This window comes from Acidimicrobiales bacterium (genome assembly GCA_041394265.1).
Lineage (GTDB): Bacteria > Actinomycetota > Acidimicrobiia > Acidimicrobiales > SZUA-35 > JBBQUN01.
Genome location: JAWKIO010000005.1, coordinates 463,538 through 487,797, shown reverse-complemented (window position 1 = coordinate 487,797; position 24,260 = coordinate 463,538). Strand labels below are relative to the sequence as shown.

Below are 24,260 nucleotides of genomic sequence, written 5' to 3'. Positions count from 1 at the left end.
GGGGTGCACCGGTGCCGCCAACCTGCGCGACAATCCGGAGGTGTCGCCGTCTGCTCCGCCCCCTCCGACCTCCGATGAGCTGGCCAACGCCTTCGATGCCGCCCATCGTTGGCTGGCCAGGGATCCCGACCCCGAGACCTCCGGTGGGTTGAAGGCCCTGTTGAAGGCAGCGGAAGATGATCCGACCGGCGAGGCGGCTCGTGAGGTCGTTGGGCTGTTCAACGGGCGAATTGCGTTTGGCACGGCAGGACTCCGAGCGGCGCTCGGCCCCGGCCCCAATCGGATGAATCGTCTCGTCGTCCGTCAGACCACGGTCGGCCTCATGCACTGGCTCGACGCACAGGGCACCCCGAACCCGGTGGTGGTCATCGGCTACGACGCCCGCCACGGCTCCAAGAACTTCGCCGCCGACACCGCCGGTGTGGTCGCCAGCCTCGGTGGACGGGCGCTCGTCCTGCCCGGCCCGTTGCCGACGCCGGTGCTGGCGTACTCGGTGCTCGCCCGGTCGGCCGACGCCGGGGTCATGATCACTGCGAGCCACAATCCGCCGGCCGACAACGGCTACAAGCTCTATCTGTCCGACGGGATTCAGCTCGTCTCACCGGCCGATGTCGAGATTGCTCGGGCCATTCACGTGGTTGCCGCCGGTGACCTTCCGCCCATCGACCTCGAACACGCCAACATCGAGCGGCTCGGCGACCAGGCGGTCGCCGGCCACCTCGACGCCGCCGTCGGTGCCCTCCGCAGCACCCCCAGGGAGGTGCGCACGGTTTACACCGCCATGCACGGTGTGGGCGGGCAACATCTCCTGCGGGCCTTCGAGCGGGCCGGCTTCCCGGCCCCCGACGTGGTGGCGGAACAGTTCGATCCCGATCCCGACTTCCCGACCGCCGCCTTCCCCAATCCCGAGGAACCGGGAGCGCTTGATCTGGCGCTGGCCCTGGCCGAGCAGGTCGGCGCCCAGTTGGTCGTCGCCAACGATCCCGACGCCGACCGTCTCGCCCTCGCGATCCCAGCCCGTGCCGGTAGTTCGGGAGCGGCATTCGTGCCGCTCACCGGCGATCAGATCGGCGTGCTACTTGCCGATCACCTGTTGCGGCACACCTCCGGTGAGGATCGCATGGTGTCGAACTCGATCGTCTCGAGCCAGCTGCTCGGCCAGATGGCAGCAGCACACGGCGTCGAACACATCGAGACGCTCACCGGGTTCAAGTGGGTCGCCCGCCCGATCGTCGATCGACCCGATCGGCGGCTCGTGATCGGCTACGAGGAAGCACTCGGCTACTGCGTCGGGGATGCCGTGCGAGACAAGGACGGCATTTCGGCGGCACTGGTCGCAGCCGAGATGGTGGCCGACGCGTTGGCGCAGGGGGAGACCTTGTGGGATCGGCTCGACCGTCTCGCACTCATCCACGGTCTGCATCTGACCGGACCCGTCACGGTGCGACTGCCTGGTGACGATGGCATGGCCCGGCGTTCGGCATTGTTGGCCGAACTGGTCGCCGAGCCGCCGGCGTCACTCGGTGGTGCCGCGTTGGTCGATCACCTCGACCTCTCACTGGGCCGAGACCTACCGCCGACGCCGGGGTTCGTGATGCGTTTCGACGACGGGACCCGGGTCATCGTCCGCCCGAGCGGCACCGAGCCGAAGCTGAAGTCGTACATCGAGGTCGTCGAACCGGTGGGTGGTGCCGAAGACCTGTCGACCGCCCGGGAACGCGCACGAGCCCGGCTGGAGCGATTCCAAACCGAGCTCGATCAGCGGTTTTCAAGCTGAGCAGCAGGCGCTTGATCAGCTGTTGCGGCCAGCGTTGGGCTTGCGGCCGTGGTTCGCCTTCTTGCGGCGAGCGTTGATTCTCTTCTTCTTGCGACGCTTCGACATGACCTTGCACGCTATCGGGCCGCAGACCAAACCCTCATGCCGTCGACAACTCAGCCGACAGGAGGCGTCAATCGACGGTGTCAGAAGGAGCCGCTGTGGCGAGAAGTTGGGATGCGAGAGTTCGAGGAGCGAGCCAGAAGGCTGCGTCTTCTGTCGATCCGTCGCACACGATCCACAGCGACGAGCCGACGGCATCGACGACCTCGGCTGACCAGGAGCGTCCCGAGGCAGCGGCGGCGGTCGCGCCCGCAAAGCCGCTCGACCCAGACTCCCACGCCACGAGTGTGGTCAAGGTGGGCCTGTCGCTGGCGGTCGACGCCCTCGACATCCCCGTCGTCGTGGTCGATCGAGCCACGGGGCGTATCGAGTACTCCTCACAGCGCTGGTCCGACCGGTTCGGTGTCCACACCACCTGGGCTCGCCACTCGCCCGACAGCGGCACGGGCGGCGAAGCCCCCCTTCCGCCACCTGGCCAGTCGTGGCAGCGCACCCGCTCGCTCATGTTCGCCGATGGCACCGAGGACCTCGCCGAACTCATGATGCTCGGCGGTACGAACGAAGCCGGCGCCGAGGTCGTGTCGATCGTCGCGCTCGACCGGACGGGCACCGGCCCGGCCATCACCGACCGGGCCGAGGTCATCTCGATCGTGGACGGCGCCCTCACGGATCAGCCCGTTGGGTCGGTCGCCGTGCTGTACGTCGACCTCGACCGCTTCAAGGTCGTCCACGACCTGGTCGGCAACGTCGAAGCCATCCGGCTGCTCGACCTGGTCAGCCGCCGCATCGCCGGGGTGGTGCGACCCAACGATCTGATGTTCCGCCTGCCGTCGGACGAGTTCGTGGTGATCGCCACCGATCTCGAACACGGTGCCATCGCCGAGGAACTCGCCGAGCGAGTCCGCTCGTGTGTGGCAACGCTCTCCGATGTTGGCCACGACCTGGCGCTCACGGCTTCGGTCGGTGTGGCGTTGGCCGACGAGAACCAGAGCGGCGACACCCTGCTGTCGGCCGCCGAGACGGCGGTCTACCTGGCCAAAGGTCGAGGACGGAACAGGGTCGCCGTGCACGACGAGGAGCTGCGCACCCGCTCGCAGCGTTTGCTCGTGGTCGAACGCCAGCTCCGCAAGGCCATCGAGCAGCGTGACGTCCGCTTCGCCTACCAGCCGGTCGTCCATCTGCCGAGTGGCGAGGTCATCGGTGCCGAGGCGCTCCTGCGACTTGGTGGCGACATCGGCCTGTCCGCCGTCGAGGTCGTTGCCGCAGCCGAGCACAGTGGCCTGATGGGCACGCTGGGCGCGCTCGTGTTCCAGGGCGTCGACGAACAGCTGGGCACCATGCTGCGAGCCGACGAGGACCGCATGGTCATGGTGAACCTGTCGGCCACCCAGCTCGCCGACGACCGCCTGCTCGAAACCCTGGCCGGCATCGTCGAGGACGACTCGATTCCCAACGCCCGCTTCGCGGTCGAAGTGCCCGAGATCGTGATCCGCGAACACCACGACGTGTTCCATCAGCTCTGCCACATGCTCCAGCCCAAGTTCCAGCTGGGCGTCGATGGCTTCGGTACCAACGTGGCGTCGCTCGACGTCCTCAAGGGCCTCCCGATCGACTACGTGAAGCTGCATCGCAGCCTCACCACCTCGCTCGGCAGCGACCAGAACAGCCGTGAGCAGCTGGCGGACATGGTGGCCACGGCCAACGAGCGCAGCATCGGCGTCATTGCCCTCGGCGTGGAGCGAGTGGACCAGGCCAAGGTCCTCGTCGACCTCGGCTGCACGATGGCGCAGGGCTTCCTCTATGCCGGTGCCGTGACGGCCGACGATCTGACTGGTCTGATCGCTCGTCGGTTCGAGCCGATCGCTGCCTCGTCGTCGATCGGCTGAGGCATCAGCACTCCGAACACCCGGACCACTGAACGGGGCGAGCGACCCATATCCTTCTCCGGGATATGGAGAAATTCGGATTTGTCGGACTCCCCAACGCTGGGAAGTCGTCGCTCTACAACGCGTTGACGGGCGGAAGCGCGCTGGCGGCGCCCTACGCCTTCGCCACCACCGATCCGAACATCGGTGTTGCCAAGGTCTTCGATGAGCGGCTCGAAGCGCTGGCCGGCGTCAGCGGCTCGAAGAAGCTGGTGCACGCCACTGTCCAGTTCAACGACATCGGCGGCCTGGTCGCCGGCGCGTCACAGGGCGAGGGCTTGGGCAACAAGTTCCTGTCCGGTATCCGCGAGGTCGACGCCATCGTGTTCGTGCTCCGGGCGTTCCGCGACGACGACGTGCCCGGACCGACCGATCCGATGGAGCACCTGGCCATCGTCGAGACCGAGCTCACCCTCGCCGACCTCGACACCGTCGAGCGTCAGATCGAGAAGAAGCGCAAGGCGGCCAAGGCCGACAAGTCGCTCCAGCCTGAGGTCGACGCGGCCAACGCCGCCCTCGAGATTCTCGCCGAAGGCACGCCGCTCTACCGCAGCCAGCTGAGCGATGCCCACCGTGAACTGCTCAAGCCCTGGTTCTTGCTGACGAACAAGCCGGTGCTCGCCATCGTCAACATCGACGAGGAGCAGCTCGATGACGTCGATGCCATCATCGCTCCGGTCGTCGCCGAGCTTGGGACCGTCGACCGCAACGCCGACGGCTCCGAGGTCGGCAACGTCTTCGGCGCCTGCATCCAGCTCGAAGCAGAAGCGGCCCAGCTCGACCCCGAGGACCGAGCCGAAATGCTCGACGCCCTCGGGCTCGGCGAGGGCGCACTGCCCCGCTTCATCCAGGCGGCCTACCACGTGCTCGGGTTGCGGACCTTCCTCACCACCGGCCCGATGGAGACCCGGGCCTGGACCTACCGGGTGGGTTCGACCGCACCGGAGTGCGCGGGCAAGATCCACTCGGATCTCCAGCGCGGCTTCATCCGCTCCGAGACCATCCGTTGGGATGAGCTGGTCGAGATCGGCTCGTGGGCGAAGGCCAAGGAGATCGGAAAGGTTCGATCCGAGGGCAAGGACTACATCGTGCAAGACGGCGACGTGGTCGACATCCGGTTCAACGTCTGAGATCTGACGCCGATGGCCGAAGAACCGCTTCCCGAGGTGTCGGAGTGCTGGCTCGTCCGTGACGGTCGAGTCCTCGCCTCGCTCGAGATCCCACGCGATCGGCGTACCAAGGCGAAAGGTCTCCTCGGTCGAGACGGGTTCGACGGAGCGATCCTGTTGCGTGGCGCCCGCTCGGTGCACACGATCGGAATGAAGTTCGATCTCGACATCGCCCTGCTCGACGCCGACAACGTGGTCATCAAGACGCTGCGGCTTCACCGCAATCGGGTGTCGGCACCGATCTTCCGGGCGCGAGCCGTGCTCGAGGCCGAGGCCGGAGCGTTCGGGGATTGGGAGTTGAAGATCGGCGACGAGCTTGAGATCCGAGAGTGAGCAGCGGTTCGCTGGTCGTCGTCGGCACGCCGATCGGCCACCTCGGCGACATGTCGCCTCGCGCGATCGAGGCGCTCACCAATGCCTCCGTCATCGCCTGCGAGGACACCCGCCGCACCGGCAAGCTGTGTTCGCTGCTCGGGATCGCGAGGCCGCCGTTCCTCGTTGCCAACGAGCACACCGAGGTCGCCAGGAGCGCCGAGATCATCGCTCGGATCGTCGACGGTGAGACCGTGGCGCTGGTGTCCGACGCCGGGATGCCCGGCATCTCGGACCCGGGCGAGCGCCTCGTGCGGGCGGTCCTCGGGGCGGGGCTCGACGTCCACATCGTGCCCGGACCCACCGCCATGACGACCGCCCTCGTGCTGAGCGGATTGGCGACCGACCGGTTCGTTTTCGAGGGATTCCTGCCCCGAAAGGGAGCGGAGCGCCGGCGACGGCTGGACGAGATCGCCGACGAGACCCGCACGACCGTCTTCTACGAGTCGCCCAAACGCATCGCCGGCACGCTGGCCGATCTGGTGCAGGTCTGCGGCCCGGAGCGTTCGGTCGCCGTTGCTCGCGAACTGACCAAGCTGCACGAAGAGGTCGTGCGAGCCTCCCTTGCCGAAGCAGCCGAGCGGTTCGGCCGAGAGCCGGTTCGGGGTGAGATCGTGGTGGTGCTGGCAGGCGCAGCGTCGCCGACAGCTGAGGTCACCGACGTCGAGATCCTCGGGCTGCTGCGAGGCGAGCTCGATGCCGGGCGGTCCACTCGAGATGCCGTCGCGGCGGTGGTGGCATCGACCGGGCTGCCAAAACGTCGGGTGTACGGGCTTGCCACGACGCTCTGAGTCGTCGGCGACCCGCGCCGGGGGCGGTGCGACTAGGTTGAGTCGATGCTGGCGGACGACGACGAGCAGGTGCGCCGTATCGAGGCGATCGAAACCCTCGGCAACGAGACGCTGAGCGTCGTGCCTGGCCCGATTCGGGCCCATCGAGATACCGACGCGGCACGCTGGATCCAGGGCCAGATGGCTCGGTTCAGCGACGGCGTCGAACACCGCCAACGCCGCTTCGCCGTCGAGCAGCTCCTCGCCACCCTTCCCGTGGTGCCGTTGCTGAACCACACCCGAGACGAGACCGAGGCCCGTCTCGCCGAGCTGGCCGACGGGTGGGCCGATGCGGCCGAGCCGGAAGCTGGTGACCAGGCCTACGGGCAGTGGCTCGACTCGGGAACGATGACGCTCGACGCCATGCCGTTCTTCGCCCGACGTCGGCCGGTCATGTCGCTGCTGCAGTTCCTGCTCCCCGACATCGACGACGTCGAGCCGTTGGTCGACGACGTCCGTGCGCTCGTGCATGGAGTCGTTCCCGGTGCGGTGGCGACGCCGGCGTCGAACGCGTCAGCCGAGCGGATGCTCGAACATCTCGGCGACGGGCCCGATGGCATCGCCGCAATCTCCGTCGTCTTCCAGACCCACGATGCGACGGCGGCGCTGATCGGGCAGGCACTGGTCGTCGACGAACCCGGGTGCACCGCACGTGACCGCGTGAACTGGGCGGTGCTACACGGAGCGCCGGTGACCCGCACCTTGCGCTATGCGACCGACGCCGTCGACCCTGGCGCCACCCCGGCGCCGACCGTCGTGCCGCTCGACTCCGTGGGCCCGCTGCCCCTCACCTTCGGCAGCGGCGCGCATGCCTGCCCCGGTCGTCATTTGGCGGCGCTGTTGGCCGAAGCGGTCATTGGGCCCTTGGTCGATCGGCGCTGGCGTCCACTACCCAACGGCATCGTCTACGAAGACCGCCCGAACTTGTCGCTCCCGGCCCGATTGCCGGGCCGGCTCGATCTCGAAGGACCACCGTCATGACCGACCGTCACGAACGCTTCGCCGAGCTGCATCGCGCCGGCACCTTCCTGATCCCGAATGCCGGCGATGCAGCAACGGCCGCGATCATCGAGCTGGCCGGCGCCGTGGCCATCGCGACGAGCAGTGGGGCGCACGCGGCCTCGATCGGTCGGAGCGACGCCGCCGGCGAGGTGAGTCGGAACGAGTGCGTCGAGCGGACCGCCCAGATCGTCCACGCCACGTCGCTCCCGGTGTCCGTCGACGCCGAAGAGGGCTACGGCGCCACCCCGGAAGACGTCGCCGACACCGTGCGCCTGCTGGCCGATGTCGGCGCATCGGGAGCCAGCATCGAGGACTGGAGCGGCGACGCCGATCGTGGGTTCTTCTCCCTCGACGAGGCCACAGCTCGGGTCGCTGCGGCCTGCGAAGCTGCTCGTTCGTTGGGGCACCCGTTTGTCATCACGGCCCGTACCGAGGCGTTCCTCCACCCGGCCGCCTTCCCCGGCGGCCCGACCGTCGAAGCCGTTGTGGAGCGGCTCGCCAGCTTCGCCTCGGTCGGTGCCACCTGTCTCTACGCCCCCGGTGACAACCGCATCGACACACTTCGGCGCATCGTCACCGAGACCGGCGGGAACGTGAACGCCCTCGTTCCGCTCCAGTCGCAGCAGACGATGGAGCAGTTGGCCGATGCGGGCGTTCGCCGGGTCAGCCTGGGGGCCTCGCTGTATCGGGTCGCACTGGGACACATCCGAGACACCGTCGGCGCCATGATCGAGACGAAGACGTTCGATCACGGTGCACTGCCAGTGTCGTCCGCACAGCTCGACGAGCTCCTGCACCGCTATTGAGCGCCGACGTCTGCCCGCCGCCGCTCGCCATTGAGCACGGCTGCTGCCATCTCGGGCCGATCCACGGCCACGACGAAGGTCTTGCCGTCGGCCAGGTCGAGCCGAAGGCCCGGGCCGGCGTGCAACACCAGCGCCGCCTGCTTCATCAACGCCAGGCTGCCCCGATACCCCCAGCCGCCCCATTGGGCCGGCCTCACCTCGATGGCCGACGCCTGCTCGATCCGGTCGAGACCGATGTGTTGCCGGGGGAGTCCGATCGGGCCGTAGCGCACGACGAGCCCGTCCTTGCTCGCCTGGAGTCGGACGTGGGAGAGCAGCAGGATCGGAAGCGAAGCGGCGAGCAGCACGAGCCCGATCGCCCACGACGAGAGCACGGCCACCATCAGGCCGGAAAGGGCGAAGCCGGCGGCAAGCACGTACATCAGTGCGCTCGAGATTCGGCCGGTCCACACCGCATGCTCTGTCGATCCCAACGCGAGCGACGGGGTGCTGGCTGCGGTGCCGAGTCGTCGCTCGTCGGTAGGGAGTGGTTCGGCGAGTCGTGCGCCGGCAGCGCCGAGCACGACGGCGAGGACGATCGCCCAGATCACGCCCCCGATCGGCGAGCTGGCCTCATGCCAGTCGGTGTTGCTGCGTTGGGCCAGCACTTCCGATCCGAGGATCCCAGCTCCCATGCCGGCGAGGAAGCCACCCAGAAAGGCCACGAGCATCACCATCGGTCGCGGCATCCGGCGACTCAGGAGTGCCGCAGCAGCGAGCAGGACGACGCCAACGGTCATGAGCGAACCCGTGGCGAACGCGAACTGCAGCACGGTCATCGAGCGATCGGGAGTGCCGGATGCGTCGTAGTGGGTCGCAAGGCGGTCTGGCAGGTCGTTGCGAACGAGCGCAAGTGGCCCGAAGCCGGCAGCAGCAGCCGTGAGTGGGAGGCCGACCAGGAGGCCGATGCGTGCAGTGGTGATCTTCACAGTTGTTCCTCGATCAGGTCGTGGATGGCGGTGTTGTCGAGCCCGGCGCGACGAGCCTCGGCGACGAGGGAGCGGGCCAGCGTGGTGAGCGATGCGAGCGCAGGAGCGACGCCGGTGACGATCGTTCCCCGACCTCGGCGGACCTCGAGCAGGCCCTCGTCGCGCAGCGCCTGGTAGGCCCGGAGCATGGTGTGGACGTTGATGCCCAGGCTGTCGGCCAACTCGCGTGCGGGCGGCAGGCGGTCGCCTCGGGCAAGGTCGCCGGCGGCGATGGAGGAGCGGATCTGACCCGCGAGCTGGTCGTGCAGCGGCTGTGTCGATTGGAGATCGACCTTCAAGAGCATTGTTCTAGTGTAACTAGAACAAGTGGTTCGTCAAGCGCGGGTTGGGACGTTGAGCCCTCGAAGTCCCGATGGCGCATCGACCGGGCGCCGAGCGGCCTCGACCACTACCGTGCCGGCATGACCGATCTCGCCAAGCCGCCAACGTCCCGCCTCACCACCTTCAAGAGTTTCGAGGAGTCCACCGCCGAGGACTGGGCCAAGATCACGCCCCAGATCTCCCACACCCAGAATCGCGTGGCCGATCATGTGATGCACCTGCTGCGCAGCCTCGGCGACGACGTCGGCGGCTTTCCCGTCACCCGGCTCGAGCACTCGCTACAGACCGCTACCCGGGCCGAGCGGGATGGCCGGGATGAGGAGTACATCGTGTGTGCACTCGTGCACGACATTGGTGACACGCTCGCCCCGTTCAACCACGCCGACGTCGCCGCCGCGCTGGTGAAGGGCCACGTCTCCGAGGCCAACCACTTCATGGTGGCCAAGCACGCCATCTTCCAGGGCTACTACTTCTGGGACTACATCGGACTCGACGGCAACGCGCGCGAGGAGTTCCGTGACTCGCCCTACTTCGACTACACCGCCGAGTTCTGCGCCAAGTACGACCAGACGGCATTCGACAGCGACTACAAGTCGAACCCGCTCGACTACTACGAGCCGATGGTGCGCAACGTCTTCACCGTTCCCGAGTGACCCCGGGCCCAGCCACCGCACGACCCTGATGACCGAAACCCGCTCGGTGTCGCTGCTGCGAGCTGCCAGACTGACGGCGTGAGTACCGACACCACACGAGTCGACAAGTGGTTGTGGTCGGTGCGCGCCTACAAGACCCGAACCCAGGCCGGCGATGCCTGCACCACGGGCAAGGTGCTGGTCAACGGCGAGATCGCCAAACCGGCAACGAAGATCAGGGTCGGCGACGAGGTGACCGCCCGCCGTCGAGATCGCACCCTCGTGTTCGGCGTGGTCGAGATCATCGAGAAGCGAGTGTCGGCGGCGAAGGCGGCCACCTGCATCGATGATCGCTCGCCTGCACTACCGCCACGCGACCCGACCGATCCGTTCGTCGGCGCCTTTGCCCAGCGCGATCGGGGAACGGGTCGCCCGACCAAACGTGATCGACGAGACATCGAACGCCTCCGAGGTGGAACATGAGCACGACCGCATCGGCAACCGAGCGAGTTGTCCACGGCGCCTGTCCGCTCGACTGCCCTGACGCCTGTAGCTGGCTGGTGACCGTCGACGCCGATGGCCGGGCAACCAAACTCCGAGGCAATCCCGAACATCCGTTCACCCGGGGCGGTCTCTGCAAGAAGGTCAACCCGTGGCTCGACTTCGCCGCCGACCCTGGCCGTCTCCTCCACCCGATGCGTCGGGTCGGGGCGAAGGGCGAAGGCCGGTTCGAGCCGATCTCGTGGGACGACGCCATCGCCGAGATGGCGGAGCGCTTCGGCGCCATCATCGAGGCTTCGGGCGGCGAAGCGATCTGGCCGTTCCCTGGCACCGGCAACGTGGGATGGATCCACGGGTCGGCCGGGCCGCGCCGTTTGTGGCAGCACCTGGGCGCCAGCAATCATCAGATCTCGATCTGCTCGATCAGCGGCCATGTGGGCCTCGGCTACACCACGGGAACGGCAGCGGGGCTTGACCCCGAGGAGGTGGTCGACGCCGGTGTCGTGCTGATCTGGGGCTCGAACACGCTCGTGTCCAACCAGCACTGGTGGCCCTTCGTCGAACAAGCCCGGGTGAATGGTGCCGAGGTGGTGGTGATCGATCCGATCAACAACCGCACCGCGCAGCGGGCCGACCGTCACCTGGCCCCCATTCCCGGAACCGATGGCGCGCTGGCTCTCGGCCTCTGCAAGGCGCTGATCGACGACGGTCACGTCGACAAGGCATTCATCGGCGACCAGACCGCCGGCTTCGACGAGTTCGCCGGATCGCTGGGGGAGTGGACGATCGAGCGCACGGCCGAGGTGACCGGCATCGATCCCGACGCGATCCGGTCGTTGGTGGCGCTCCTTGGCGAGACGGTGGGCGACGAGGGTCGAGGACCACTGTGCTGCAAGCTCGGCCAGGGCATGCAGCGCCATGCCGGCGGTGGCCAGGCGGCTCGGGTGGTGTCGTGTCTCCCCGCCATCCTCGGTGCCTACGGTCGGTCGGGTGGCGGCTTGGTGTACAGCACCGGCGACGGCTACCAGTTGGCGCCGTTCACCTCGAACGCTCCGGTGGGGAAACGTCCCCGCCTGCTCGCCACCACCAACCTCGGCAAGAACCTGGCCTCGCTCGACGACCCACCGGTCGAGGCGATTGTGTTCTACGGCGCCAACCCCATGGTGTCCAACCCCGAGCTCGAACTGGTGCGACGGGGACTCGAACGCGAGGACCTCTTCACCGTGGTGATCGATCTCTATCAGACCGAGACGGCCGACTACGCCGACCTGCTGTTGCCCTCCACCATGCAGCACGAACAGTTCGAACTGCACGACTCGTTCGCCCACCTCTACCTCAACTGGAACGAGCCCGCCGTCGAGGCGCCCGGCAGCTGTCTTCCGCACACCGAGATCTTCCGCCGGCTGGCAACGGCGATGGGGCTCGATGATCCCGAACTGCATCTGAGCGACCTCGAGATCGCGGCCTCCCTGCTCGACACCGACGCCTACCGAGAGGCCGGCATCACCCTCGAGCGACTCCGGAGCGACGGCTGGGTCCGGGTCCCGGACTCCTCACCGTTCCGTCCGTTCGCCGACGGATTCAAGACCGCCAGTCGACGCTTCGAGTTCGCAAGTTCTCGAGCCGAGGCCGACGGTCAGGGCCGGGTGCCCCACTACCTCCCGGCGGCCGAAACCACCGGCGAGCCGGAGCCCGGTCGTTACCGCCTGGTGTCGCCGGCGAGCGAGTGGCACATCAACTCGGTGTTCGCCGGCACCGCCGTGAACCTTGGTCGCACCGTTGCGCCGCCGGTCAGCGTCCACCCCGACGACGCCGAGCGTGACGGTCTGGTCGACGGGCAGCCGATCGTGATCGAGAACCAGCGCGGCACGTACGAGGCCGTGGTGCGGGTCGACGACCGGATCCGGCCGGGGCTGGCGGCCACCACCAAGGGATGGTGGCGACAGGGTCTGAACGCCACGGTGCGGGAGCAGGACTCCGACATGGGCCGGGGCGCGGTCTACCACGACAACGCCGTCACGATCCGTCCGCGCTGACGCTCGAGCAACGGAGCTCGGCGCCTGGGCATCGTCACTCCCGTCATGGGCGACCGAGCAGTGCTACAACGTGCACCATGACCAACGAGGGAACCGGCGCTCCTGCCGGCTGGTATCCAACCGACGACGGCCGACAGCGGTACTGGGACGGCACCGCCTGGACGGAGCACTTCGCTCCCGGCGCAAACGCTGCTCCCGCCGGCTACGCACCGATGGGCGCGTATGGCGCTGCTGCCGCACCATCGGGCTCGGCCGTGGGCGCGTTCCCGTCCTCCGACGAGCGATCGATGGCGATGATCGCCCACCTCCTCGGGATCGTGGCCTCGCTCATCGGTCCGTTGATCATCTACCTCGTCAAGAAGGACGAGTCGCCGTTCGTGCGTGACCAGGCGGCCGAGGCACTGAACTTCTCGATCTCGATGGCGATCTACTTCACCGCCTACGCGATCGTCTCGTTCATCCTGGTGTTCGTGATCGTCGGGATCTTCCTCTTCATCCTGATGCCGTTCCTGGCGCTCGGCGTGCTCGCACTGCATGTCGTCGGGGCGGTGAAGGCCAACAAGGGCGAGTACTACCGCTATCCGCTCACCATTCGCTTCATCAAGTAGCCGCCGACGCTTCCAGAGCCTCGGATCAGGGCGTGGCCGGCGACGCGGGGGTCGAACGGTCGCGGACGAAGCGGCCGATCTGATCGTGGGCGTCGAGCGCTCGTGCCATCTGCTCCCACCGGCTCACGAAGCCGTGGACGACCCCGTCGTATCGGGTCACCTCGACCTCGACACCGGCCTCGTTCAGACGAGCAGCCCACGCCTCGCCCTCGTCGCGTAGCGGGTCGTACTCGGCGGTCTGGATCAGGGCGGGCGCCAGCCCGGACACGTCGTCGGCCCGCATGGGTACGGCGTAGGGATTCGAGCGCTGGTCGGCGGGCACGAACTGATCCCAGAACCACACCATGTCGGTGGTGTCGAGGAAATACCCGGTGGCGTTGTCGATCATCGACGGCCGCTCGAAGTCGGTGTCGACACATGGGTAGATGAGCAGCTGGGCGGCGAGTGCCAGGCCCTCATCGCGAGCCCGGAGCGCAACACCGGCGGCAAGATTCCCGCCCGCCGAGTCGCCGGCGATCATCACGAGATCGGGGTCGCCGCCGAGTTCGGCGGCATGTTCGGCGAGCCATTGCGTGGCGGCCCAGCAATCGTCGTGCGGTGCGGGAAACGGATGCTCGGGGGCGAGGCGGTAGTCGACCGACATCACGATGCCCCCGGTCCGAGTGGTGATACGGCGAGCCAGGCTGTCGTGGCCGGCGATGTTCGAGAGCACCCAGCCGCCGCCGTGGAAGAAGGCAATCACCGGCGGAACCGTGGCGGCGTCGGTGTCGGGCTCGGGCCAGTAGATCCGGACGGGAAGCTCGCCGTCGGGTCCCGGAATCGTGCGGTCCTCGACGTTCGCCACCGGATCACCGGCGGGCTTGGGTGCCTTCGAGTAGTTGATCCTGGCTTGCTCGGGGGTGCCGGAACTGAGGGGAGGCGCGTTCAGGGCGGCGAGTGCTTCGAGGACGGCGGCAACATCGGGCATCAACGGCATCGGCCCATGCTGTCACCTGTGAGGTGAGCGACACGAATGGTGATGGGTTCGGCGTGACGCCGGGCGGTGGCGCTGTCAGACGAAGCGTGGCCGGCCGATCCGGATCGAGGTGCCCGGGGTCCAGTGCACGAGGGGTTGGACGTCGGTCTCGGGTGACAGCTTCGCCACGGCGAGCAGCTCGTCGTCGAGCTCGAGCAACTCGGCCCGGTGGAGCGGCCACGGGTCGTGCTCGACCGGCGCGTAGACCAGGCGCCCACGCCACTGGGAGAACAGGCCCCATCGTGCCGTGAGGAAGTGCTCGACCTCGCTGACCTCGGCCGAGGGGATGCTCGCTCCCGCCCGGACGACCGAACGATGGCGGGCTCCCTTCGGTCCGGGGCGTCGGCGTCGCGATTCGTAGGTGATCTTGGTGCCGCTTCGTTCGATCGACATGTCGGCCCAGAAGTAGGGGAGACCGTAGGTGGCTCGAGCGGTGACGACCGCCAGCGGATCGCTGGCCTCGAGCGAGGAGAACCACACGCCGCGCCGCCCAGCACGGTCGACCACGTAGACCCGCACGTTGGTCTCCCGGAAGTGGCCGACCCGAGGGAGCTGCCACCCACCGGGCAGGCCGACTCGCATGTCGAACGGGACGAGCGCCACCCACGTGACACCGTGCAGTGTGTCGACCCGCAATCCGTCCGGCAGGATGGCCTGCACCTGCCGGGGGTCGATCTCGTAGTGGAGGAACGTGAGGTCCTCCCACCACATGTGCATGACCTCGTGGCGAATCTCGTGCGGGCAGTGCCCGCCGATCTCGTTGGCAGCGTCAACGATCCCGGTGCCGTCGCTCGACATGGAACGAGCGTACGCCACGTCGACAGGCGGTCGCGAGGTCGGGCGATCGGGCCCTTCGCCCGGCCTCCACTGTTCTTCCTCCCTCACGAACCTCCGGGTCAGCGTCCATTTCAGACAAACCTCCGGGGCTGCGTTCGCCCAGCGGTACGCAACCCCGGAGGTTGTGCCGGATTGGACGGAACCCCGGAGCTTGGTTGTGGCTTCGCCGATGGCGCTGGGTCATCTTGCGCCGGTGGCGCGGTGGCACGAAGCTGGGGCGACATCGCCGAAGGGGACCCCATGACCGACATCATCAGCATCGACACCGGCTCGGACGACCTGCTCGCCCACATCGACGGCCACGTGGGGGTGATCACCTTCAACCGACCCGACCGCCGCAACGCCCTGTCCGATGCGATCTACGCCGGGTTCGCGGCGGCACTTCCGATCATGCGTGACGACCCCAACGTGCGAGTGGTCATGGTCACCGGCAACGGTGGTGCATTCTGCGCCGGCGGCGACGTGAAGGGCATGCACGAGAACAACTCCTCGGGGGCCCGAGCCTCGGTGTCATTGGAGGACGGCGTGGCCAACCTTCGGATGCGGCAGAAGCAGGTGTCACTCACCCTCCACGAGTTCCCCAAACCGGTCATCGCTGCGCTGCCCGGTGCTGCGGCGGGAGCAGGCATGTCGATCGCTCTGTCGGCCGATCTCCGCATCGCCGCCGAGCGGGCCATCATCGTCACCGCCTTCGCCAACGTCGGGGCATCGGGCGACTTCGGCGGCAGCTGGTTCCTCACCCAGCTGCTTGGACCGGCGAAGGCCAAGGAGCTCTACTTCACGTCGCCCCGACTGAGCGCGACCGAAGCGAAGGAGCTGGGCATCGTCAACGAGGTCCTGCCCGACGACGGGTTCGCCGAGGCGGCGCTCGACTATTGCCGCTCGCTGGCCGAGCGTGCGCCGATCGCCCAGCGGTACATGAAGGAGAACATCAACCGTGCGCTTCGTGTCGGCCTGGCCGAAGCCCTCGACGCGGAGGCCGCCGCTATGGTCCGCACCATGAGCACGGCCGATCATCGAGAAGCGGCGGCCGCCTTCGTCGAGAAGCGCAGCCCGAACTTCCAGGGGAGCTGACGTGGTGGCGGCCCGGTCAGCCGACGGTGGAAACGGTGAGGACGACCGCCCTGTCGAGGGCCGCGAGCCGAACGGTGAGGACAGCGAGCGCACGGTGCCGGTGACCCTCCCGCCGCGGCCGGGCGGTCGGGCGAACGGATCGATCGTGATGGCGGCCATGGTCGGCATCTCCGAGGCCCTCGGGTTCGACAAACAGCAGGAAGAGGTGGCCGAAGCCGCAGCGTCGTCGGGGCAGCCGCTCGACCTCGACTTCGGCGACCTCCCACCACTCACCTGAACCAGCCGAGAGTTCGGCCATCGTGGTGGGTGGCCGACCACCGACAGCAGCCTGGAAAGGCCTGTCAGACCCCATTGTCATGATGGGGGGATGCAGCTGCTCCTCGTCGCCGTCGCCGCGTTCTGTGCCGGTCTCGCCCTCGGCGTCCTCGTCGACGCCACTCGTCGGCGAGCCGCCGATGCGGCCCTGCGCTCCGAGCTCGATACCGAGCGTCGCCAGATCATGTCGGCGGCCGTTGCCGCCATGCGGCAGGAGCGAGCCGAGTCGTCCCAGGCGGCCCTCGACACCGCCATCTCGGTGGCCTCGTCGAAGCTCGGTGATCAGCTGAGCGTCGGCAAGCACGTGATCGATCGCGAGCGGGCATCGGTCAGCGACCAGGTCCAGGTGCTCACCGACGAACTGCACCGGGTCGCCAACCTGGTGCAGTCGCTCCAGGTCGAGCGAGCTGAACAGCAGGGCACGCTCACCAAGGGCATCGAGTCCGCCATGGCGGTCACGCGCGCCCTGGCCGATACCACCGAGTCACTACGCCAGGCCCTCGCTTCGCCCAAGGCCCGAGGACAGTGGGGTGAACGAATGGCCGCCGACGTCCTGGCCGCGGCCGGGTTCGTCGAGGGTGTCAACTTCGCTCGTGAGCGACGGCTCGAGGGCGGCACCGTGCCCGACTACACGTTCTTCCTGCCCAAGGGTCATCTCGTGCACATGGACGTCAAGTTCCCGATCGACAACTACCTCCGGGCGATCGACGCCGATGATCCCGCCGAGATCGGGCGCTGCACCCGAGCGTTCGGCAACGACGTTCGCCAGCGGGTCAAGGAGCTGGCCGATCGTTCCTACATCGACCCGGCCACGACCGTCGATTACCTCCTGCTGTTCGTGCCCAACGAGAGCGTCTACGGCTTCATCCACGACAACGACCCCGAGCTGATCGACCTTGCGCTGGCCCAGAAGGTCGTCCCCTGCAGCCCGACCACTCTGTTCGCCGTGCTCGCCGTGATCCGGCAATCGGTCGATGCGTTCCTGGTCGAGCGGCGCAGCGACGAGATCCTCGCAGCGGTGGCCGGGGTGCGCGACCAGTGGCAGCGCTTCGGTGACTCGGTCGACAAGGCCCACCGTGGTCTGGCGTCGGCGCAGGCGGCCCTTGACGAGCTCCGTGGCCCGAGATCGCGTCAGTTCGAGCGCCAACTCGACCAGCTCGAGGCGGTACGCGATCGCCGCCTCCTCCATCTCGATCCGGCGCGGCGCTTGACCGACACCGCCGCCAGTGCCCCGTCGCTCGACCTCGACCACCAGCGAATCCCCCGCTAGCGGGCAGGGCGACCCGGTAGCCTCGGTCCCCATGAGTACCCCTGTTCTCGTCGCTGTCGCCTGGCCCTATGCCTCGGGCTCACGCCACCTCGGTCACGTCGCCGGCGCCTACCTGCCGGCCGACATCTATGCCCGACATCAGCGCATGCGGGGGCGCGACGTCCTGATGGTGTCGGGCTCCGACGTGCACGGCACCCCGATCACGGTGCGGGCCGACGCCGAGGGCGTCACGCCGCAAGACATCGTCGACCGCTACCACAACGAGTTCCTCCAACAGTGGGAGGCACTCGGCATCGCGTGGGATCTCTACACCACCACGGGCACCGAAAACCATGCCCAGGTCACGCAGGAGATGTTCCTCGCCCAGCTCGAGAACGGCCATATCGACAAGCGGGTCTCCGAGCAGTTCTACGATCCGACCGCCCAGCGGTTCCTGCCCGACCGCTACCTCGAAGGCACCTGCCCGAACTGTGGCTACACCGACGCCCGCGGCGATCAGTGTGACAACTGCGGCAAGACCTACGACGCCACCGAACTGCTCGATCCACGGTCGAAGATCTCCGGCGCCACCCCCGAACTGCGTGAGACCGAGCACTTCTACTACCGGTTCTCCGACTTCAACGATCGGGTCCGGGACTGGCTGAAGACCCGCCAGGGCTGGCGACCGCATGTGCTGAACTTCGCCCTCGGCTGGACCGAGGAGGGACTGCAAGACCGCGCCATCACCCGAGATCTCGACTGGGGTATCGAGTTACCGGTCGACGACCTGGGACCGGGCAAGCGCATCTATGTCTGGTACGACGCCGTGATCGGCTACTTGTCGGCCTCGAAGGAGTGGGCCACTCGCCAGGGCGATCCTGATGCCTGGCGGCGTTGGTGGGAGAACGACGACGCCCATCACGTCTACTTCATCGGCAAGGACAACATCCCGTTCCATTGCCTCTTCTGGCCGGCCCAGCTGATGGGGGCGGGCGATCTCCACCTGCCTGACAACGTGCCGGCCAATCAATACGTCACGTTCAAGGGTGGCAAGGCATCGGCCAGCCGCGGCATCGGCCTCACGATCGAACAGGGGCTCGAACGGTTCGAACCCGATGCCCTGCGCTTCGCATTGGCGGCGTCGCTGCCAGAGCAGTCCGATACCGAGATCTCGGTCGAGGAGATCGCTCGGCGCATCAACGAAGAGCTGGTCGCCACGTACGGCAACCTCGTCAACCGGGTGTTGTCGATGATCCACAAGAACGGTGAGGGCGCCGTCCCGACGCCGGGCCCCTTCGGCCCCGACGAGCAGACGTTGCTCGACGCCGTCGACGCCGCCCTGGTCGAGGCGGCCGAGCATTTCGACGCCGTCGAGCTGCGCGCCGCGCTCCGGGTTGCCATGTCGTCAGCGCAAGCCGTCAACGCCTACCTCAATGCCAAGGAACCGTGGAAGACCGTCAAGGCCGACCGCGACCAAGGGCTCACCGAACTCTTCGTCGCGCTCGCCGCGATCAACGGCGTCCGCGTGGCCATGCGCCCCTTCCTGCCCTTCTCATCGGCCACGCTCGACCAGCTGCTCGGGGAACCCGACGGGTGGCAACGAGTCGAGCTCGTGCCGGGCACACCGATCCCGAAGCCAACGCCGCTGTTCGCCAAGATCGACCTGGCCGAACTGGAAGCAGCCGAGGCATGACCGCCACCCAGTGGTTCGACAATCACTGTCATCTGACCACCAACAAGCGTCCGGCCGACGAGATCGTCGCCGAGGCCACCGCGGCCGGGGTCACCAAGCTGTTGACCGTCGGATGCACGGTCGAGGACTCGCGTGAGGCGATCGACATTGCTTTGGGTTTCGACCACGTCTACGCCACCGCCGGTGTGCATCCCCACGACGCGAAGGACGGCACCGATGGGCTCGAAGCGCTGCTGACCGATCCGGTCACCAAGCACAAGGTGGTGGCAGTCGGGGAGTGCGGACTCGACTATCACTACGACCACTCGCCTCGCGACGTGCAACGGGCGGTGTTCATCGAGCAGATCGAACTCGCACGTCGGCTCGACCTCGCGCTTGTGATCCACACCCGCGAGGCGTGGGACGACACCTTCGAGATCCTCGACGACGTGGGCATCCCGCCACGCACGGTGTTCCACTGCTTCACCGGTGGCCCCGACGAGGCCGAGCAATGCCTCCAGCGAGGCGCCTACCTGTCGTTCAGCGGGATCGTCACCTTTCCCAGCGCCACCGACCTGCAGGCGGCCGCCGTGATGACCCCGCTCGACCGCCTGCTGGTCGAGACCGATTCGCCGTATCTGACCCCGGTTCCACATCGCGGTCAACCCAATCGGCCGGCGTTGGTGCCGCTGATCGGGGAAAAACTTGCCAATCTGAAGGAATGTTCCGTTTCCGAGATTGCCAGCCTGACCTGGCGAAACGGCGAGAACCTGTACGGAACGTGAACGATGCAACACCGTAAGGTGTTGCGGTTCCATGACGCCTGACTTAGCTTCGACACCGTGCGTTGCAGCCCTCCTGCTTTCGCGTCGCACTCCGGTTCCGGGCGAGACTCCTCCTCGAAGGTGAATCCTTTGGGTGTTGCCCTGTGCGGATTGGCAACGCTCGTAGCGCTCCCCGTCCTGTTCTTCGGACGCGGGTCTTCCCTCGACATCGACGCGTCCGCGGCGTCCACTGCCATGACCGTGGCAGCGTCGCAGGAACCCTCCACCACCGGCGTGGCCACCACGGCATCCGAGGCGACGGCCAGCTCACTGCTCGACACGGTCGACCGCCAAGGCCTGCTCGATGGTGGTGCTGATCCGTCGGCTGCGCTCGACCTGCAGCAGTCCGATGCCAGCGAGACCGCCACGAGCGTCGTCGTGAGTCCTCGGGCGACCCCGACCGTCGCGGCCTCCAGCTCGACCAGCGCTGGCCCCGAGCAACAGGCCGCATCGACCCAGCAGGCGACATCTGCGACCGCGCACGAGGATCTCGAACCGGTCGCACCGACCTCGGCCGCCCCCACGACGGCGGCACCGACCACGGCGGCCCCTGCGACGGCAGCGCCGACCACTGCGGCGCCGACCACCGCCCCGCCGACCACGGCGGCGCCGACCACCGCCGCGCCGACCACCGCCGCTCCCACGACCGCTGTCGATGAGACCGAACTCGCCGCCGCGCCGGAACCCACCACACCGACCACCGCCGCAGATCCTGGTGTCCCGAGCGCCGAGGACTGGGCGGCACTGCGCCAATGCGAGGCCTTCGGCAGTTATACGATCGTCAGCTCGAACGGCCTGTACTACGGGGCGTATCAGTTCAGCGTTGCCACCTGGAATGCCACCGCAACTGCTGCTGGACGCCCGGACCTCGTCGGTGTGCTGCCCAGTCAGGCGTCACCGGCCGACCAGGACGCCATGGCGCTCAACCTGTGGTCCCGACGTGGGTTCGCACCCTGGCCCCACTGTGGCCGCGGGCTCGGCTGATCCGTCCCGGCTGCACGCCTTCGTGACCCATCTCACTCGGACCCAGATCCGGGAGCTCCTCGACCGACACGACCTGGCCCCCAGCCGGGCCCTGGGTCAGAACTTCCTGTGCGATCCCTCGATGGTCGACAAGATCGTCCGTCTCGCCGCGGTTCGCCCCGGCGACCGCGTGGTCGAGATCGGTCCCGGTCTGGGGTCGCTGACCCTCGGCCTGGCGACGGCCGGTGCCAGTGTGCTCGCCGTCGAGATCGACCGCTATCTCGTGCCGGTGCTGGCCGAGGTCGTGGCCGGGCTGGACGTCGACATCCGCAACGCCGATGCCATGACGCTCGATTGGGACGCCGAACTCGGCGATGACACCTGGGCCGTGGTGGCCAACCTGCCCTACAACGTCGCCACGCCGCTGATCCTCGACCTCCTCGTCGCCCAGCCCCAACTCCAGCGCTGGGTGGTCATGGTGCAGCGAGAAGTGGGGGAGCGGTTGGCGGCCGAGCCCGGCGACAAAGCGTGTGGGATCCCATCGGCGATGGTGGCGTACTTCGGTACCGCCTCGGTCGTGGGCAATGTGCCGCCTCAACTCTTCCTTCCGCAGCCAAAGGTCGAGTCGGTCCTCGTGCGCATCGATCGGTCGCCCACGCCTCGGGTCGACGCTCCGTTCGAGCGCTTCAACGAACTGGTTCGGGCCGGATTCGGGCAGCGACGCAAGATGCTGCGCCGCAGCCTGGCGCCGCTGCTCGACGTCGACCAGATCGTCGAGGCCGGTGTCGAGCCCACCGCGCGCCCGGAGGAGCTCACGCTGGAGCAGTGGGGAGCGCTCGCCCGATTAGGGTGAGCCGGTGTCCTCTCCGCCCCCTGAGCCCACCGAGCCGACGGCGCCGTCTGCGTCCCATGACGCCAACGAGGCGACCGCCACACCGGTCGTCGTGCACGCGCCCGCCAAACTGACCCTGTCGTTGCGGGTGACCGGAGTCCGGCCTGACGGCTTGCACCTCATCGACGCCGAGATGGTGACACTCGACTTCGCCGACACGCTCACGATCACCGAGGGGGCCGAGGGCTTGTCGATGGTCGGCGCCGGCGACGACGTGCCGCTCGGTCCCGACAATCTGGTCGCCCGAGCCCTCGCATTGGCCGGCCGCCGGGCCCATGTCGAGATCGACAAGGTGATCCCTTCACAGGCCGGTCTGGGCGGGGGATCGGCCGACGCCGCCGCCGTGCTGCGATGGGCGGGGTTCGACGATGTCGAGGCCGCGGCGAGGATCGGTGCCGACGTGGCGTTCTGCCTCGTGGGTGGTCGCGCTCGAGTACGGGGGTTCGGCGAGATCGTCGAGCCGCTGCCGTTCGTGGCCCAGACGCTCACGCTGATCACGCCGCCGGTGGCTTGCTCCACGCCGGCGGTGTACCGAGCGTGGGACGAACTCGGCGGGCCGACTGCCGAGGATGGCGCCAACGATCTCGAGGCCGCCGCCCTCCGGGTGGCCCCCGAACTGGCGCAGTGGCGCGACCAGTTCGCCGAAGCAACCGGCCAACGGCCGACCTTGGCCGGCAGCGGCTCGAGCTGGTTCGTCACCGGTGCCTTCGAAGGACCTGGCCACAGAATCGTCAAGACCACCCCGGTGGGGTGGCCTTGAGGTCGACTGCCACCGCCGCGTTGCCGGGCGGTCGGGCGATATGGAGTTGTTACTTCTTGTTACGACGCTGAACGCGAGTGCGCTTGAGGAGCTTGCGGTGCTTCTTCTTGCGCATGCGCTTGCGGCGCTTCTTGATGAGCGATCCCATGAGCTGACGAAGGGTAGCGCTCTGCCCTGGTAACACCACGCACCAAACGTCACCTCTTGGTCAGTTCTGGTTCAGCCCGACAGCGTCGTGTGCAGCGTCGATCGTCTGGCGGCCGGGCAATCCCCGATACGGTGTAGCCGGCGCGCTCCGCACGGTAGATGGCGGCGCGGTTCGCCACCTTCCCGGGTAGTTCAACTGGTAGAACACTGGACTTTGAATCCAGCCGTTGTAGGTTCGAATCCTGCCCCGGGAGCGATCACGTTCGAGAAGGGTCTCGCAGTGGAAGATCACGCCTACGCCGACCTCGGTCCCGATCGGCGTCTGTCGGCGCTCGTGATCGCCACCGGTGGTGGCGGCCCGATCCGCTCCGAGCGGCCCAAGTCCATCCACGTCCTGTGCGGACAGCCGATGATGGGTTACGTGCTCGACGCCCTGGGCGAGGTCGGGATCGACTCGGCGGTCGTCATCACGGGACCCGGCGGCGACCGGGTCCGCAAACGAATGGCCGAGCACCCGACGTCCTACGACGTCTCGTTCGTCGAGCAGCGCTACGACCGCGGAAGCGCCGACGCAGCGCTCGTCGGCTTGAGTGGGTTCGACGACTTCGTCGACGACGCCGACCTCCTCGTGGTCCCGGCGGACATGCCGTTGGTTGATCCGGCCGAGCTGCGGTCACTGGTTGCCGAACACCGTGCGAGCGGCGCTGCCTGCACCGCGCTCACCGTGCCGGCGGATCTCGCCGACCCCTTCGTCGTCGCCCGAGATCGCCATGGTCGGGTTTCGGGCCTCGAGCCCCAGGCCGTCGCCGTCGGGCGAGACGACCTCGAGGCCGTGGTCGGTGTGTACTGCGTCTCTCGTGGCCTCCTCGCTCCCGCCGTCCGCCGCACGCCGCTCGCCGGGCCCGATGGCCGTCACGACCTGGCCGCCGTGCTCGCCGTCTTGGCCGAGAGCGGCCATCCGGTGGCCACCATGATGGTCAGCCGGTCGGCGTCGCTGTCACCGGTCGACTCCCGTCGGGAACTCGCCGAGGCCGAGGCGGCGCTCCGGCGCCGGATCAATGGCAACTGGCTCGATCGTGGGGTGTCGATGGTCGACCCCGAACGCACCTACATCGACTCCACGGTCCGACTGGGTTCCGACATCACCCTCTTCCCCGGCACCATCCTCCAGGGCGACACCATCATCGGCGACGGTTGCGAGATCGGTCCCGACACTCGACTCGATCGCTGCACCGTCGGCGACCGCACGGTGATCGAGAAGACCATGGCCCGCCAAGCCGAGGTCGGTGACGACGCGAAGGTCGGCCCGTTCGCGGTCCTCGAACCCGGATCGCAGGTCGAGAATGGCGCTGTCACCGGTCCCTTCTATGCTGCTACGGCGGACAACTGAACCGGGAGCACGC

General features: G+C 67.8%; 25 protein-coding genes and 1 tRNA gene. 21 read left to right on the top strand and 5 right to left on the bottom strand.

What is annotated here, in order from left to right; all coding sequences use genetic code 11:
* The first annotated feature begins 40 nt into the window (after positions 1 to 40).
* The 7 genes from R2733_02420 to R2733_02390 all read left to right on the top strand — a co-directional run bounded on the left by R2733_02420 (position 41) and on the right by R2733_02390 (position 7,983).
* Complete coding sequence (locus R2733_02420; GenBank protein MEZ5375335.1) at positions 41 to 1,777, top strand: phospho-sugar mutase; 1,737 nt, start codon at positions 41 to 43, stop codon at positions 1,775 to 1,777.
* A 200-nt stretch (positions 1,778 to 1,977) separates the two neighbouring features.
* Positions 1,978 to 3,765, top strand: a complete 1,788-nt coding sequence (locus R2733_02415) for an EAL domain-containing protein (protein ID MEZ5375334.1) — start codon at positions 1,978 to 1,980, stop codon at positions 3,763 to 3,765.
* Positions 3,766 to 3,830: 65 nt separating this feature from the next.
* The gene (gene ychF, locus R2733_02410; protein MEZ5375333.1) at positions 3,831 to 4,934 is read left to right on the top strand and encodes a redox-regulated ATPase YchF; all 1,104 of its coding nucleotides are present in this window, start codon (positions 3,831 to 3,833) and stop codon (positions 4,932 to 4,934) included.
* Between the two features lie 12 nt (positions 4,935 to 4,946).
* A complete protein-coding gene (locus R2733_02405; GenBank protein ID MEZ5375332.1) occupies positions 4,947 to 5,306 on the top strand; it encodes a DUF192 domain-containing protein in 360 nt (119 codons plus the stop codon).
* Positions 5,303 to 6,136 carry a 16S rRNA (cytidine(1402)-2'-O)-methyltransferase gene (gene rsmI, locus R2733_02400; GenBank protein ID MEZ5375331.1) on the top strand — a complete coding sequence of 278 codons (834 nt, stop codon included), beginning with the start codon at positions 5,303 to 5,305 and terminating at the stop codon, positions 6,134 to 6,136. The genes R2733_02405 and rsmI overlap by 4 nt, the downstream gene beginning before the upstream one ends.
* A 45-nt stretch (positions 6,137 to 6,181) precedes the next feature.
* A complete protein-coding gene (locus R2733_02395; GenBank protein ID MEZ5375330.1) occupies positions 6,182 to 7,156 on the top strand; it encodes a hypothetical protein in 975 nt (324 codons plus the stop codon).
* Positions 7,153 to 7,983, top strand: coding sequence for an isocitrate lyase/phosphoenolpyruvate mutase family protein (locus R2733_02390; GenBank protein MEZ5375329.1), 831 nt, complete (start codon positions 7,153 to 7,155; stop codon positions 7,981 to 7,983). Before R2733_02395 ends, R2733_02390 begins: the two co-directional genes overlap by 4 nt.
* Here the strand turns inward: R2733_02390 and R2733_02385 are convergent.
* On the bottom strand, positions 7,977 to 8,951 hold the full coding sequence (locus tag R2733_02385; GenBank protein MEZ5375328.1) for a DUF1648 domain-containing protein: 975 nt from the start codon (positions 8,949 to 8,951) through the stop codon (positions 7,977 to 7,979). The genes R2733_02390 and R2733_02385 overlap by 7 nt on opposite strands.
* Positions 8,948 to 9,295, bottom strand: a complete 348-nt coding sequence (locus tag R2733_02380; protein ID MEZ5375327.1) for a GntR family transcriptional regulator — start codon at positions 9,293 to 9,295, stop codon at positions 8,948 to 8,950. Before R2733_02380 ends, R2733_02385 begins: the two co-directional genes overlap by 4 nt.
* A 117-nt stretch (positions 9,296 to 9,412) precedes the next feature.
* On the opposite strand from R2733_02380, the gene R2733_02375 reads away from it, so the two are divergent.
* The 4 genes from R2733_02375 to R2733_02360 all read left to right on the top strand — a co-directional run bounded on the left by R2733_02375 (position 9,413) and on the right by R2733_02360 (position 13,109).
* Positions 9,413 to 9,985, top strand: a complete 573-nt coding sequence (locus R2733_02375) for a phosphohydrolase (protein ID MEZ5375326.1) — start codon at positions 9,413 to 9,415, stop codon at positions 9,983 to 9,985.
* A 78-nt stretch (positions 9,986 to 10,063) separates the two neighbouring features.
* Entirely contained in the window at positions 10,064 to 10,447 is a 384-nt protein-coding gene (locus tag R2733_02370; protein MEZ5375325.1) for an RNA-binding S4 domain-containing protein, read from the top strand.
* Positions 10,444 to 12,501, top strand: a complete 2,058-nt coding sequence (locus tag R2733_02365) for a molybdopterin-dependent oxidoreductase (protein MEZ5375324.1) — start codon at positions 10,444 to 10,446, stop codon at positions 12,499 to 12,501. The genes R2733_02370 and R2733_02365 overlap by 4 nt, the downstream gene beginning before the upstream one ends.
* 77 nt (positions 12,502 to 12,578) lie before the next feature.
* Positions 12,579 to 13,109, top strand: coding sequence for a DUF4870 domain-containing protein (locus tag R2733_02360; protein MEZ5375323.1), 531 nt, complete (start codon positions 12,579 to 12,581; stop codon positions 13,107 to 13,109).
* A 25-nt stretch (positions 13,110 to 13,134) separates the two neighbouring features.
* On the opposite strand, the gene R2733_02355 is transcribed toward R2733_02360, so the two are convergent.
* Positions 13,135 to 14,085, bottom strand: a complete 951-nt coding sequence (locus tag R2733_02355; GenBank protein ID MEZ5375322.1) for an alpha/beta hydrolase — start codon at positions 14,083 to 14,085, stop codon at positions 13,135 to 13,137.
* A gap of 75 nt (positions 14,086 to 14,160) precedes the next feature.
* Complete coding sequence (locus R2733_02350; protein MEZ5375321.1) at positions 14,161 to 14,922, bottom strand: DUF2071 domain-containing protein; 762 nt, start codon at positions 14,920 to 14,922, stop codon at positions 14,161 to 14,163.
* A 279-nt stretch (positions 14,923 to 15,201) separates the two neighbouring features.
* On the opposite strand from R2733_02350, the gene R2733_02345 reads away from it, so the two are divergent.
* The 8 genes from R2733_02345 to R2733_02310 all read left to right on the top strand — a co-directional run bounded on the left by R2733_02345 (position 15,202) and on the right by R2733_02310 (position 22,710).
* Positions 15,202 to 16,035, top strand: a complete 834-nt coding sequence (locus R2733_02345; GenBank protein MEZ5375320.1) for an enoyl-CoA hydratase-related protein — start codon at positions 15,202 to 15,204, stop codon at positions 16,033 to 16,035.
* A gap of 4 nt (positions 16,036 to 16,039) precedes the next feature.
* On the top strand, positions 16,040 to 16,312 hold the full coding sequence (locus R2733_02340; protein MEZ5375319.1) for a hypothetical protein: 273 nt from the start codon (positions 16,040 to 16,042) through the stop codon (positions 16,310 to 16,312).
* Positions 16,313 to 16,402: 90 nt separating this feature from the next.
* Positions 16,403 to 17,620, top strand: a complete 1,218-nt coding sequence (locus R2733_02335; protein MEZ5375318.1) for a DNA recombination protein RmuC — start codon at positions 16,403 to 16,405, stop codon at positions 17,618 to 17,620.
* 31 nt (positions 17,621 to 17,651) lie between these two features.
* A complete protein-coding gene (gene metG / locus R2733_02330) occupies positions 17,652 to 19,292 on the top strand; it encodes a methionine--tRNA ligase (protein MEZ5375317.1) in 1,641 nt (546 codons plus the stop codon).
* Entirely contained in the window at positions 19,289 to 20,056 is a 768-nt protein-coding gene (locus R2733_02325) for a TatD family hydrolase (protein ID MEZ5375316.1), read from the top strand. The genes metG and R2733_02325 overlap by 4 nt, the downstream gene beginning before the upstream one ends.
* 150 nt (positions 20,057 to 20,206) lie before the next feature.
* Entirely contained in the window at positions 20,207 to 21,079 is an 873-nt protein-coding gene (locus R2733_02320) for a transglycosylase family protein (GenBank protein ID MEZ5375315.1), read from the top strand.
* A gap of 22 nt (positions 21,080 to 21,101) precedes the next feature.
* Positions 21,102 to 21,911: a 16S rRNA (adenine(1518)-N(6)/adenine(1519)-N(6))-dimethyltransferase RsmA gene (rsmA, locus tag R2733_02315; GenBank protein ID MEZ5375314.1), complete on the top strand. Its 810-nt coding sequence runs from the start codon at positions 21,102 to 21,104 to the stop codon at positions 21,909 to 21,911.
* Between the two features lie 4 nt (positions 21,912 to 21,915).
* Positions 21,916 to 22,710: a 4-(cytidine 5'-diphospho)-2-C-methyl-D-erythritol kinase gene (locus R2733_02310; GenBank protein MEZ5375313.1), complete on the top strand. Its 795-nt coding sequence runs from the start codon at positions 21,916 to 21,918 to the stop codon at positions 22,708 to 22,710.
* Positions 22,711 to 22,759: 49 nt separating this feature from the next.
* Here R2733_02310 and R2733_02305 read toward each other — a convergent pair whose 3' ends face one another.
* Entirely contained in the window at positions 22,760 to 22,858 is a 99-nt protein-coding gene (locus R2733_02305; protein MEZ5375312.1) for an AURKAIP1/COX24 domain-containing protein, read from the bottom strand.
* A gap of 180 nt (positions 22,859 to 23,038) precedes the next feature.
* On the opposite strand from R2733_02305, the gene R2733_02300 reads away from it, so the two are divergent.
* Both R2733_02300 and R2733_02295 read left to right on the top strand, forming a co-directional pair.
* Positions 23,039 to 23,111, top strand: a tRNA-Gln gene (locus tag R2733_02300).
* Positions 23,112 to 23,137: 26 nt separating this feature from the next.
* Positions 23,138 to 24,247: an NTP transferase domain-containing protein gene (locus tag R2733_02295; protein MEZ5375311.1), complete on the top strand. Its 1,110-nt coding sequence runs from the start codon at positions 23,138 to 23,140 to the stop codon at positions 24,245 to 24,247.
* The last annotated feature ends 13 nt before the right edge of the window (positions 24,248 to 24,260 follow it).